The sequence below is a fragment of the Actinopolymorpha sp. B9G3 genome (assembly GCF_040120725.1).
Taxonomy (GTDB): Bacteria; Actinomycetota; Actinomycetes; order Propionibacteriales; family Actinopolymorphaceae; genus Thermasporomyces.
Genome location: NZ_JBEEAB010000016.1, coordinates 61,454 through 74,003 on the forward strand (window position 1 = coordinate 61,454; position 12,550 = coordinate 74,003).

12 protein-coding genes are annotated in these 12,550 nt (G+C 69.1%); 9 read left to right on the forward strand and 3 right to left on the reverse strand.

Annotated features, from left to right (window positions below; genetic code table 11):
• Positions 1-37 precede the first annotated feature (37 nt).
• Positions 38-274: a LapA family protein gene (locus tag ABNF93_RS24580; RefSeq protein WP_349330529.1), complete on the forward strand. Its 237-nt coding sequence runs from the start codon at positions 38-40 to the stop codon at positions 272-274.
• Positions 271-876 (forward strand): DnaJ family domain-containing protein, encoded by a 606-nt coding sequence (locus tag ABNF93_RS24585; RefSeq protein ID WP_349330530.1) that lies wholly within the window; start codon positions 271-273, stop codon positions 874-876. The genes ABNF93_RS24580 and ABNF93_RS24585 overlap by 4 nt, the downstream gene beginning before the upstream one ends.
• Here the strand turns inward: ABNF93_RS24585 and ABNF93_RS24590 are convergent, their stop codons facing one another.
• Both ABNF93_RS24590 and ABNF93_RS24595 read right to left on the reverse strand, forming a co-directional pair.
• Positions 877-2,346 carry a DHA2 family efflux MFS transporter permease subunit gene (locus ABNF93_RS24590; protein ID WP_349330531.1) on the reverse strand — a complete coding sequence of 490 codons (1,470 nt, stop codon included), beginning with the start codon at positions 2,344-2,346 and terminating at the stop codon, positions 877-879. It abuts the gene before it with no gap.
• A 60-nt stretch (positions 2,347-2,406) separates the two neighbouring features.
• The gene (locus ABNF93_RS24595) at positions 2,407-2,922 is read right to left on the reverse strand and encodes a MarR family winged helix-turn-helix transcriptional regulator (RefSeq protein WP_349330532.1); all 516 of its coding nucleotides are present in this window, start codon (positions 2,920-2,922) and stop codon (positions 2,407-2,409) included.
• Positions 2,923-3,070: 148 nt separating this feature from the next.
• Here ABNF93_RS24595 and ABNF93_RS24600 point away from each other — a divergent pair, with 148 nt between their 5' ends.
• From ABNF93_RS24600 to pgl, 6 genes are all read left to right on the forward strand, one after another.
• Positions 3,071-3,814, forward strand: a complete 744-nt coding sequence (locus tag ABNF93_RS24600) for a YcnI family protein (protein WP_349330533.1) — start codon at positions 3,071-3,073, stop codon at positions 3,812-3,814.
• 158 nt (positions 3,815-3,972) lie between these two features.
• Entirely contained in the window at positions 3,973-6,141 is a 2,169-nt protein-coding gene (gene tkt / locus ABNF93_RS24605) for a transketolase (protein WP_349330534.1), read from the forward strand.
• Positions 6,138-7,214: a transaldolase gene (gene tal, locus ABNF93_RS24610; protein WP_349330535.1), complete on the forward strand. Its 1,077-nt coding sequence runs from the start codon at positions 6,138-6,140 to the stop codon at positions 7,212-7,214. Before tkt ends, tal begins: the two co-directional genes overlap by 4 nt.
• Before the next feature lie 46 nt (positions 7,215-7,260).
• The gene (pgi, locus tag ABNF93_RS24615; protein WP_349330536.1) at positions 7,261-8,895 is read left to right on the forward strand and encodes a glucose-6-phosphate isomerase; all 1,635 of its coding nucleotides are present in this window, start codon (positions 7,261-7,263) and stop codon (positions 8,893-8,895) included.
• Between the two features lie 61 nt (positions 8,896-8,956).
• Complete coding sequence (gnd, locus tag ABNF93_RS24620; protein ID WP_349330537.1) at positions 8,957-9,985, forward strand: phosphogluconate dehydrogenase (NAD(+)-dependent, decarboxylating); 1,029 nt, start codon at positions 8,957-8,959, stop codon at positions 9,983-9,985.
• 5 nt (positions 9,986-9,990) lie between these two features.
• Positions 9,991-10,671 (forward strand): 6-phosphogluconolactonase, encoded by a 681-nt coding sequence (pgl, locus tag ABNF93_RS24625; protein WP_349330538.1) that lies wholly within the window; start codon positions 9,991-9,993, stop codon positions 10,669-10,671.
• A gap of 82 nt (positions 10,672-10,753) precedes the next feature.
• Here the strand turns inward: pgl and rpiA are convergent, their stop codons facing one another.
• A complete protein-coding gene (rpiA, locus tag ABNF93_RS24630; protein WP_349330539.1) occupies positions 10,754-11,500 on the reverse strand; it encodes a ribose-5-phosphate isomerase RpiA in 747 nt (248 codons plus the stop codon).
• A 77-nt stretch (positions 11,501-11,577) separates the two neighbouring features.
• Between rpiA and ABNF93_RS24635 the strand changes: the two genes are divergently transcribed.
• Positions 11,578-12,504: a 2-deoxy-5-keto-D-gluconate 6-phosphate aldolase domain-containing protein gene (locus ABNF93_RS24635; protein WP_349330540.1), complete on the forward strand. Its 927-nt coding sequence runs from the start codon at positions 11,578-11,580 to the stop codon at positions 12,502-12,504.
• Positions 12,505-12,550 lie beyond the last annotated feature (46 nt).

Genomic DNA, 12,550 nt, shown 5'->3' on the forward strand with positions numbered 1-12,550 from the left:
GGACGCTCGTCGGAGCGCAGGGAGATCGGGGGACTCCATGGCAGGGTCGGACACTCAACGCAAGCCGGGATTCCTGTCCCGCCCAATGGTTCGTCGGATCGTCGGTTTTGCCGTGATTGCCGCACTCGCGCTGATCTTCATCTTCCAGAACACCGCCACCGTGCGCATTCGCCTGCTCGTCCCTGAGGTGACCATGCCCTTGTGGGGTGCGTTGTTGATCGCCTGGGTCCTCGGCCTGGTGGCGGTCACGTTCACCGTACGCCGGCGCCAGTGACGGTCACCTTCGCCACGTTCGGCCGGGCGGCGGAAGTGACCTGGAAGGGCATTGGCGATATGCGGGAGAATGGCACCATGACCGAACGCAAACCGCCCGGCATCAGCTTCGAGTCATGGGTCGACAAGCAGATCAACGACGCCGTTGCGCGTGGCGAGTTCGACAACCTGCCTGGGGCGGGCAAGCCCATCGCCGACCTCGACAAGCCCTACGACGAGGTGTGGGTGCTCCGCCACCTGCGCAAGGAGGGCGTGTCGACCGAGGACCTGCTGCCGACACCGCTCCAGTTGCGCAAGGAGATCGAGCGCCTGCCGGACACGGTCCGCGAGTTGCGTTCGGAGCAGGACGTACGTGCGGTCGTCGACGAGCTCAACCATCGGATCACCCGCTGGCTGCGGGCCCCGTCGGGTCCGCGCGTGCCGGTCGTCCCCGTCAAGGCGGACGCCGTGGTGGGCCGGTGGCGGGCGGACCGCGAGGAGGCGGCGGCCAAGCGGGCCGCTGCCCGGACCGCCGCCGCGGAGGTGGCGCCAGAGGCTGGCGTCCCAGCGCAGCGCACCCCCTGGTGGCGTCGGCTCGCTCGCCGCCGGACCCCGAAGTCCTGATCAGGCCCCAGTTTCGGACCGGATGACATCGGAAGACCGCGCGGGCGTCGACCCCCGAACCTGGCGCGGGCGCAGGACCACCGCGGCCACGACGGCGCCGATGGCGACGATGCCGGCGGCCACGCCGAATCCGAGGTGGTAACCCCCGTTCAGCGCCGCGACCGACGAGTGCCCTTCGGCGAGCAGAAGGTCCGTACGCACGGTCGCCAGGGCCGCGAGGACGGCCAGTCCGAGAGCGCCGCCTACCTGCTGGGTCGTGTTGACGACACCGGATGCGAGCCCGGAGTCGCTGGGCGTGGCGCCGGACATGGCGAGCGTGACCAGGGCGGGAAAGCCCAGGCCGCCGCCCGCGCCGAGCAGCAGAAAGGCCGGGAGGACGTCCACCACGTACACCCCGTCCACCGGCGCACGGGCCAGCAGCGTGAGTCCGGCGACAACGGACACCAGGCTCGCCAGCAGCACGGTGCGTTCGCCGTACCGGGCGTTGAGTCGGGGCGAGAGACCGACCGACAGCGTGCCGATCGTCCCCGCAACCGGGAGGTAGGCGAGGCCGATCTCGAGTGGGCTGTAGTGGAGCACGTGCTGCAGATACAGGCAGCCGAGGAAGAACTGCCCGAACATCCCCGCCAGCATGAGGGCGAGCACGACGTTGCCGCCCGTGAGCTGACGTGAGCGGAAGATGCGGAGCGACAGGAGCGGCTTCTTCGCGGTGACCTGGCGCAGGACGAACCCGGCGAGCAGGACGAGGGTCGCCGCGCCGAGGACGAGCGTTCGCGTCGAGTCCCAGTCGCCGTCCGCCGACCGGAGAATCGTGTAGACGCCCAGCATCAGGGCCGCGGTGACGAGCATCGCGCCGACGCCGTCGGCGCCCTGGCGAAGTCCGATCCCGCGGTCGGTACGAAGGAGCCGGACGCCCAGCAGGGCGACGGCGATGCCGATCGGCAGGTTGACGAGGAAGATCCAGTGCCAGGTGAGGATCTGGGTGAGGACGCCGCCGGCGAGCAGGCCGATCGAGGCGCCACCGGCACCGACGAAGCTGTAGATGCCGATCGCCTTCGCCCGCGCCCCCGGCTCGGCGAACATCGTCACGATCATGCCCAGGATCACCGCGGAGCTGATGGCCGCGCCGGCCCCTTGGACGAACCGCGCGACGATGAGCATCTCCTGGCTGGTGGAGAGACCGCACCACAGGGACGCCCCGGTGAAGACGGCCAGCCCGGCGAGGAAGACGCGCTTGCGGCCGATCAGGTCGCCGAGTCGCCCGGCCAGCAGGAGCAACCCGCCGAACGCGATGAGGTACGCGTTGACGACCCAGGCGAGCTCCGACTGGGAGAAGCCGAGGTCGGCCTGGATCGACGGCAGGGCCACGTTGACGATCGTCTGGTCGAGGATGACCATCAACGACCCGGCGCAGAGGACGAGAAGGGCGAGCTGGCGGGTCCGGGCCGCGCTCGGTGAGTGTCGGAGCATGAGTGGTCGCCTCCTGATATGAGTTCCAGGAGTGACCGTAGCAGATAGTTTTGTTCGGGACTATCTAGTTCGGGACGAACTTGCTGTCTGCGGAACCTGCGGTGCGCGGCGGCGGATCGGCTGGTCGACGTGGGACGGGGTGGCCAGCTGGCCGCTGACCAGACGGACGAGGCCGTCGAGGAAGACCTTCCGCTTGCCGGCGGGCAGGTCGCCGAGGACATCGTCGTAGAGTTCGGCGACGATCTTCCGGGCGGCAGCCACCGTCTTCTCTCCCGCCGGAGTGACCGCGATCACCCGTGCGCGGCGATCCGTGTGCGAGGCCTGGCGCTCGGCGAGACCGAGCCTTTCGAGCTTGTCGATCGTCACGACCATGGTCGTCTTGTCGAGGTGGGACATCTCGGCAAGCTGGCTCTGCGTCCAGCGCCCGCTGCTCGCACTCATGAGTACGCAGTAGTCCCGCGGCGAGATCCCGAGGTCGGCCAGCCCGGAGGCCATCTGGGTCGCCAGGGCGAAGCTCGCCTGGTTCAGCAGGAACAGCAGGTCGGCGGCAAGGTCAGTCGGTGTCTGGGCAGGCATGACGCAATCCTAGCAAGATTGTCTGTCGCGGGATTATTTCGTACGCAGACAAATTCCGGCGCGGCGGCCTCGAAGACGAGCCGAACCCACCGGGCCGGGGTCGGACCTTCGGATAGCCAAGGGCCGCGGGATCGGTCACCATGTCGTCGTGCGTACGTCCTCTCGCCGGTTGGTCGTCACTGCGGTGTCGGTCGCCGCGTCGCTCGCGTTGACTCTTGCGCCGGCGGCCGCCGCGGCCGATGTCGCCGCCGATGTCATCGTCAGTCCTTCGACGGCCAGCCAGGGCGACTACACCACGCTGACCTTCGTCGTCCCGAACGAGTCCGAGAGCGCCAGCACGGTGAAGGTCAAGGTGGCGTTCCCGACCAAGCCGCCGTTGGCGTCGGTACGGGTCAAGCGCCAGCCGGGCTGGACCGCCGACGTGATCGAGACGAAGGTCCGCGGGCCAGGCGACACCTGCGACTGCGCGATGACGCCCGCCGTGACGTCGATCACCTGGACGGCAGACAGAAGCGCCCGCATCAATCCGGGCGAGTTCGACGAGTTCGAGGTCTTCGTGGGGCCACTGCCGCTGGTGGAACGCCTCACGTTCCCGACCGTCCAGACCTATGACGACGGCTCGGTGGAACGGTCGGCGGCGCGCGCGAGCGCGGAGGGACAATCCGCGCACCCCGCCCCGGCGCTCACCCTCCGCGCGGTTCCGGCGGCAGCGGGCGAGGCCAGTACTGCCGGCGACTCGGAGAGTGGCGTGATCTCCGGTCTGACGCGGGCGGGCTGGACCGGCGCGAGTCGCTGGATCGGGGTGGCGGCCGTCGTCCTCGGCGTCGGGGTCATGGCCGCGGCCGGCGGACTCGCACTCGTGCGCCGTCGCGGCAGCTCGCTCACGGAGTAGCTCCGTCTTGCTTGTGAGGTCGGAGGTCCCCCGTTGGGCCCTCGTGACCACGGCCGCGCGGCCCGTGCCAGATCCGATCTTGCGGACCAGTCTGACCATGTGGGCCACGTGGGGGCCCGAGGCACGGGTGAGACGACCGAGTGGGGAGCGGGTGGGCCATGGCGGACTTCGAATCCGGATCCAATCACGACTTCCCCTCCAGGCTCGACCTCCTGTCGGTCAACACGATCCGCGGTTTGTGCATGGACGCCGTGCAGAAAGCCGAGTCCGGTCATCCGGGTACGCCGATGGGAATCGCGCCTGTCGCCTACACGCTCTGGCAGAAATTCCTGCGATTCGATCCGGGCGATCCGATCTGGCCCAACCGGGACCGGTTCGTCCTCTCCGAAGGGCACGCGTCCGCGCTGCTGTGGTCGCTTCTGCATTTGAGCGGCGTACGTTCGGTCGATCCCGACTACGAGGTTCTCGGAACCCCCGCGGTCACCCTGAACGATCTCAAGACCTTCCGGGAGCTCGGCTCGCATTGCCCGGGGCACCCGGAGTATCGGTTGACCAGTGGCGTGGAGGCGACGACCGGACCGCTCGGCCAGGGTGTCGCGATGTCGGTGGGGATGGCGATCTCGAGCCAGTGGCTCGCCGCGCGGTACAACCGCGACGGTGTGTCGCGGGGGTCCGGGGGTCGTCCCCCGGGCAAGCTCAGTCCGCTCTTCGACTTCGACGTGTACGCACTCGCCGGCGACGGCTGCATGATGGAAGGCATCTCGTCGGAGGCGGCGTCATTCGCCGGCCACCAGAAGCTGTCCAACCTGTGTTGGATCTATGACTCGAACCACGTCACGATCGAGGGCCACACCGACATCACCTTCACCGAGGACGTGGCCGCCCGGTTCCTTTCCTACGGCTGGAATGTCACGACGGTCGCAGACGCGAACAATCTCGAGATGGTCGCCCGGGCGTTCCATTCGTTCAAGGCCGAGCACGAGCGGCCGACGCTCATTCTCGTCCACAGCCACATCGGGTACGGCTCGCCGTGGGAGGACTCACCGAAGGCACACGGTTCACCACTCGGCGTCGAGGCGGTGAAGGCCACCAAGCGGGTGCTGGGGATGCCGGACGACGTGGACTTCTACATCCCGGACGGCATCTATCACTGGTTCGAGCAGGGGATCGGCACCCGCGGTCAGGCGGCGCGGACGGCGTGGGAGGCGAACTTCAAGGAGTACGCCAACGCCTATCCCGAGCTCGCAGACCAGGTAGAGCGCATGCAGCGCCGCGAAGCTCCGCCCGAGTGGGACGCCGACCTCCCGACGTTTCCGGCAGATCCGAAGGGTCTCGCCACCCGGGCCTCGTCGGCTGAGGTGCTCAACGCCGTCGCCCGGCACGTGCCGTGGCTGCTCGGTGGATCGGCCGACCTCGAGCCCTCGACCAAGACCTGGCTGCAGGTCGATGGTGGGACCGCGTTCGAGCCGGACGACCGGTCGGCGCGCAACTTCCACTTCGGCGTCCGCGAGCACGCCACGGCCGCGATCGCGAACGGCATGGCGCTGTCGAAGCTCCGGCCGTTCTGGTCGGGTTTCCTGATCTTCTCCGACTACGCCCGGGGCGCCATCCGGCTGTCTGCGCTGATGGAGGTGCCGGTCATCCACATCTTCACCCACGACTCGATCGGCGTCGGGCAGGACGGGCCGACCCACCAGCCGGTGGAGCAGCTGGCGTCCCTGCGGGCGATGCCCGGGCTGCTGGTCTTCCGCCCGGCAGACGCGAGCGAGGTGGTCGAGACCTGGCGGGTGGTGGGTGGGTTCCGGCGCGAGCCGGCCGTTCTCGTGTTGTCCCGGCAGGCGTTGCCGACGTTCGACCGGCAGCATCTGCACGGTGCCGAAGGTGTCGCCCGTGGCGCGTACGTCCTCGCCGATCCTCCCGACGGTGGTCAACCGGACGTGCTGTTGCTCGCCACTGGCTCCGAGGTGGCACTGGCCCTGTCGGCGCAGGACGAGCTCGCCGGGGAGGGAATCGGGGCGCAGGTGGTGAGCATGCCGTGCTGGGAGCTGTTCGACCGGCAGCCCGCCGACTACCGCGACTCCGTCCTCCCACCGGAGGTGACGGCCCGGGTCGGGATCGAACAGGCGTCGACCCTGGGATGGGACCGCTATGTCGGCCCCGCGGGTGCCGTGATCGGCATGCACACGTTCGGCGCGTCGGCACCGCTGAAGCAACTGCTGCACAAGTTCGGGTTCACCCCCGACAGGGTGACCGAGGCTGCCCGCGCCGTGGTGAGACAGGCGCGTGCCCGCAGCGAGACCGAAGCTCAGGGAGAGGACAGGCCGTGACCGCCACGCAGGAGTTGCACCAGCGCGGGCAGAGTCTGTGGCTGGACAACATCACCCGCAGGATGCTCGACACCGGGCAGATCCAGCACTACATCGAGGCGTACTCGATCACCGGGCTCACCTCGAACCCGTCGATCTTCGACCAGGCGATCGAGACCGGCTACTACGACGACGCGATCCGCGCCGCGGCGACGCGAGGTCGCACGGACGAGGACCTGTTCTTCGAGCTGGCGATCCAGGACCTGCGGCGCGCGGCCGACCTCTTCCTGGCGATCCATGAACGGACCGACGGCGTGGACGGCTGGGTCTCCCTCGAGGTTTCGCCGTTGCTGGCCTACGACACCGACGCGACGATCAGGGCGGCGAAGGCCTTGCACGCAAGGGCGGGTCGACCGAACCTGCTGATCAAGATCCCGGGTACGAAGGAGGGGCTGCCGGCGATCACCGAGTGCATCGCGTCCGGCGTCCCTGTCAACGTCACCTTGCTCTTCTCCGCCGACCACTACCGTGCGGCCGCGCGCGCCTACCGCGACGGCGTCCAGCGTCGGGTCGAGGCGGATCGCGATCCCGCGGTCGGCTCGGTCGCGTCGGTGTTCATGTCCCGTTGGGATGTGGCCGTCGCCGACCAGGTTCCGGAGCAGCTGAAGGACCAGCTGGCCCTCGCGGTGGGGCTGGACACCTACCGTGCGTACCGGCGGTTCCTGGACTCCGACGCCATGCAGCGGCTGGAGAACGCCGGCGCGCGGCCGCAACGCCTGCTGTGGGCGAGTACGCGGACGAAGGACCTGGCCGCCTCGGACACGCTCTACGTCCACGGGCTGGCGGCGCCGTTCACCGTCAACACGATGCCGGACGCCACGTTGGAGGCGTTCCACGACCACGGCGAGGTGGGCGATCCGATGCCCGCCGACGGCGGAGCATGTGACGAGATGCTGAGCCGGTTCGCCGACGCCGGCGTGGACGTCAGAGCCCTTGCGGACAAGCTCCAACGCGACGGTGCGCAGGCGTTCGTGACGTCGTGGAAGGACCTGCTGGGTCGGATCTCCGCCCAGCGCGCCGCGCTCACGACCTGACGCCACCACATCGAAGCTGATCAGGACCTGATCGGGAGGAACGACGATGCCGAGGATCCCGCTCCGCGACCGACCGGCGTGGAAAGCGCTCGAGGAGCACCGCGCCGAGATCGGGCAGCGACACCTGCGCGACCTGTTCGGCGAGGACCCTGGACGCGGCGAACGCCTGTGCGCCGAGGCCGCCGGGACCGGCATCTACCTCGACTACTCCAAGAACCGCGTCACCGACGAGACCATGCGCCTGCTCGTGCGGCTCGCGGAGGAGTGTGAGCTCGAACGCCGGCGGGACATGATGTTCGCCGGCGAGCCGATCAACACCTCCGAGCACCGTTCGGTGCTGCACGTCGCCCTGCGGATGCCGAGGGAGGCGTCGCTCGTCGTCGACGGCGTGGACGTCGTCTCGGAGGTGCACGCCGTGCTGGACAAGATGGCGGCGTTCGCCCAGAAGATCCGTTCGGGGGAGTGGAAGGGCCACACCGGCAAGCCGATCCGCACCATCGTCAACGTCGGCATCGGCGGCTCGGACCTCGGCCCGGTGATGGCCCACGAAGCGTTACGGCACTACAGCAAGCGTGAGTTGACGTTCCGGTACGTTTCCAACGTCGATGCCACCGACTTCGTGGAGGCGACCCGGGACCTGTCGGCCGAGGAGACGCTGTTCATCATCTCCTCGAAGACCTTTGGTACGCAGGAGACGCTCACCAACGCGCACTCAGCCCGCGACTGGGTCGTGCGCGAGGTCGGCAGCGACGACGCCGTCGCGAAGCACTTCGTCGCGGTCTCCACCAACGCGGAGAAGGTCGCGGCGTTCGGGATCGACACCCAGAACATGTTCGGCTTCTGGGACTGGGTGGGTGGCCGATACTCGATGGACTCCGCGATCGGCCTGTCGACGATGGTCGCGATCGGCCCGGAGCAGTTCGCCGATATGCTCGCGGGCTTCCACGCGATGGACGAGCACTTCCGCACCGCACCGCTGGCCGAGAACCTTCCCGCCCTGATGGGGTTGCTCGCCTGCTGGTACGTCAACTTCTTCGGCGTGCAGACGATCGGCGTGATGCCGTACGACCAGTACCTGAAGCGGTTCCCGGCCTATCTGCAGCAGCTCACGATGGAGTCCAACGGCAAGCACGTGACGCTCGACGGCAAGGCCGTCGACTACGACACCGGTCCCGTCTACTGGGGCGAGCCGGGCACCAACGGCCAGCACAGCTTCTACCAACTGCTGCACCAGGGCACCCGCCTCATCCCGGTCGACCTGATCGGGTTCGGCAAGGGGCTCAACCCGCTGGGTGAGCACCACGACATCCTCACCTCCAACGTCTTCGCCCAGGCGCAGGCGTTGGCGTTCGGGAAAACCGAGGACGAGGTGGGAGCCGAGGGGACACCGGAGGACGTCGTACCCCACAAGGTGATGCCGGGCAACCGCCCCACCAACGTCCTGCTCGCCGAGGTGCTGACGCCCCGGTTGTTGGGCTCGCTGGTGGCGCTCTACGAGCACAGCGTCTTCACCCAGGGCACGGTGTGGGGCATCGACTCCTTCGACCAGTGGGGCGTCGAGCTGGGCAAGGTGCTCGCGAAGCGCATCATCCCTGATCTCACCAGCGACACCGAACCCGACCTGCGCTACGACTCGTCGACCAACGCGCTGATCCGTCGCTACCGCACGCTGCGGCGGTGAGCGGCAGCAGGGATGGACGCGCGCGGCCTGACCACCGAAGAACTCTCAGGGGGGACGAACGATGGCCACCGACACACCCATGCAGCTCGGCATGATCGGGCTCGGCCGGATGGGCTCCAACCTCGTCCGGAGGTTGATGCGGGACGGCCACCAGTGTGTGGCGTACGACGTCAATGCGACAGCCGTGCAGGAGCTGGCGGGCGAAGGTGCCACCGGGGCAACGACCCTCGAGGAGTTCGTGGCGGCCCTGGACAAGCCACGGGCGATCTGGCTGATGGTGCCAGCGGGTGTCGTCCAGTCCACCCTCGACCAGCTGGTGGGACTGCTCGACCCGGACGACGTCGTGATCGACGGTGGCAACTCCTACTACCGCGACGACATCACCCGTGCGAAGCAGCTGGCCGAGCGGCAGATCCACTACGTCGACTGCGGCACCTCCGGTGGGGTCTGGGGTCTGGAACGCGGCTACTGCCTGATGATCGGTGGCGAGAGCCGTGCGGTCAGCCGGCTGGACCCGATCTTCGCCACCATCGCGCCCGGAGCCGGGAGCGCCGCGCCCACGCCGCACCGCACCCTGAACGGCACCGCACCGCAGGGATATCTGCACTGCGGGCCCAACGGGGCCGGGCACTTCGTGAAGATGGTCCACAACGGCATCGAGTACGGGATGATGGCGTCGATCGCCGAGGGCCTGTCCATTCTGCGGCACGCCAACATCGGCAAGAAGGACCGCCCGGTCGACGCGGAGACCTCGCCGCTGCGTGACCCGGAGGCCTATCAGTACGACATCGACGTCGGCGAGGTCGCGGAGGTCTGGCGGCGGGGCTCGGTCATCGAGTCGTGGCTCGTCGACCTGATCGCCGACGCACTCGCCGCCTCGCCCCAGCTGGAGAGTTTCAAGGGCCGGGTCTCCGACTCGGGCGAAGGTCGCTGGACGGTGATCGCGGCGATCGAGGAGAGCGTGCCGGCAGCCGCCATCACCGCCGCCCTGAACGAACGCTTCGAGTCGCGCGGGCTCGGACACTTCGCCGACGCCGCCATGTCGGCGATGCGGAGCGAGTTCGGGGGCCATGCGGAGAAGGGGAACTGACCAGCATGCACCACGACCTCGAGGTTTTCGCCGATCCGGCGGCGGTGGCAGCGGCCGCGGCCGATCACGTCGTACGCCTTAGCCGGGAGGCGATCGCGGACCACGGACGGTTCACGTGCGCGGTGAGCGGCGGGCACACGCCGTGGGCGATGTTTGCCGAGCTCGCCCGACGCGACGTCGCGTGGAACCACGTCGTGATCTTCCAGGTCGACGAGCGCGTCGCGCCGGCCGGCGATCCGGACCGCAATCTCACCCACCTGCGCGAGAGCCTCGGTTCGGCCGATGCGGACGTCGTACCGATGCCGGTGAACGACGCCGTGCACACCGACGTCGCCGGCCTCGAGGCGGCTGCGGACGGCTATGCGGCGCTGCTGCCGGACCGGTTCGACCTGGTCCACCTGGGTCTGGGACCGGACGGACACACTGCCTCGCTGGTCCCGGATGACCCGGTGCTGAAGGTGACCGACCACCTGGTCGCGATCACCGGTCCCTACCAGGAGCATCGGCGCATGACCCTCACCTATCCGGCGCTGGCGCGGGCGGACCAGTTGCTCTGGCTGGTCACCGGTGAGGACAAACACCTGCCCCTGGCGAAGCTCCTCGCCGGCGACGAGTCCATCCCGGCGGGCCAGGTCGAGGCGCGCGCCTCACTCGTCCTCGCCGACCGGTCGGCGGCCGGGCGATGAGTACCCGCCAGACGAAGGCCCGGCCGATGAGTACCCGCCAGATGAGGGCCCCCCGATGACGGCCCTACCGATGGAAGCGAGTTCAGCGGCCCGGCGACCGCAGGTCGCGTCGTTCGACGGTGTCGTCGCGCCCGACGAGGACGGTCGCCACGAGGCTGGGCGGGAAGAGGCCATGCTCCACGACACTGGGTGTACCCGAGAGGTCGGCCGCGAGGCGTGCTGGGTCGCCCACCTCGCCGTGGTAGTCGGCGATGACGCCACCGTCCGGACTGCGCGGCACACCCCGCACCGTCACCGACGCCAGGCGCCGCAGCGTCGCCGGCAGCCCGAACTCGAGCAGTTCGACCGGAACCGGGGCGTGCAGTGCGGCGACCAGTTTGCGCGAGTCCACGATGACGATGAACTGGTCGGCGGCCGCCGCCACGATCTTCTCCCGGGTGTGCGCGGCGCCTCCGCCCTTGACCAGCCAGCCGTCGGGGGCCACCTGGTCGGCGCCGTCGATGGTGATGTCGAGGTGGTCGAGCGTGTCGAACTCCTGGACCGTGAGGCCGAGGCCGAGAGCGGCGTGGTGGGTGTGGGGCGACGACGCCACGCAGCGAAGAGACAGGTTCCGCCGGGCGAGTGCCGGCAGCAGGTAGGCCACGGTGCTGCCCGTACCGAGGCCGACGGTCATTCCGTCCTGCACGAGTGCAGCGGCGGCCTCGGCAGCGATCCGCTTCTCCCGTTCGACCCTGTCGTGCCCGGCCTGGCTCGGCTCGGACAGATTCTGCTCGGCGCTCACGCGTTCCCGCGTGCTGTGCTCATTGGTTCCCTCGCTTCGCTCGCTCACGTGCACACAGTCTCCCCGCCGGCCGCCCGCACACACCTCGGCAGCGCCGCACCGCATGCCGCAACGGAGGGATCGCGATGGCTCTCGGATATCGCGCGCCGCTCTACCTGATGGCCTTCGACCATCGGGGATCGTTCGAGCACGACCTGTTCGGCGGGAAAGGTCCGTCCGTGCCGCAGGCGAGAGCGGGCGACAGTCGGGCGAAACCCGCCGGGGGGCCGAGCGATACGGTCCGCGCCGGCATCATCGACGCCAAGAACCTCATCTACGAAGGCTTCGTCCAGGCCCTCGAGCGTGGCGCGCCGCGGGACGCGGCGGGTGTCCTCGTCGACGAGAAGTTCGGTACGCAGGTGGCGCGCGCGGCGAGTGCGGCCGGGCACGTGCTCGCGATGCCGGTGGAGAAGTCCGGGCAGGAGGAGTTCGAGTTCGCCTACGGCGAGGATTTCGCGGCACACATCGAGCGGTTCGGTCCGACGTTCGCGAAGGTTCTGGTTCGCTACAACCCCGACGGTGACCAGGACCTGAACGCCCGCCAGACACAGCGACTCGCCCAGCTCAGCGCGTGGCTGCACGACACGGAACGCAGGTTCCTCTTCGAGCTGCTCGTCCCGTCGACCGATGACCAGTGGACGCGCTGCGGTGGGGACCAGGGACGGTACGACCGCGAGTTGCGGCCGGACCTCGTCGTCCGCGCCCTCGAGGCGCTTCAGGACGCGGATGTGGAGCCGGACATCTGGAAGATCGAGGGACTCGACACCGCGGACGCCTGCGCCCGGGTGGTGGCACAGGCCCGGGCAGGCGGCCGCTCCGACGTCTGCTGTGTCGTTCTCGGGCGCGGTGCCGACGAGGCCCTGGTGGAGCAGTGGCTGCGGATCGCCGCCGGCGTCCCAGGCTTCGACGGGTTCGCGGTCGGTCGGACACTGTGGGAGGACGCGCTGCGGGCGTGGCTGGCCGGCACGGTGACGCGGGACCACGCGGCGACCGCGATCGCTACCTCGCGCTGATCCACACGTTCCTCACCGCGTCGGACGCGAGCGTCCTGGCCGGCTC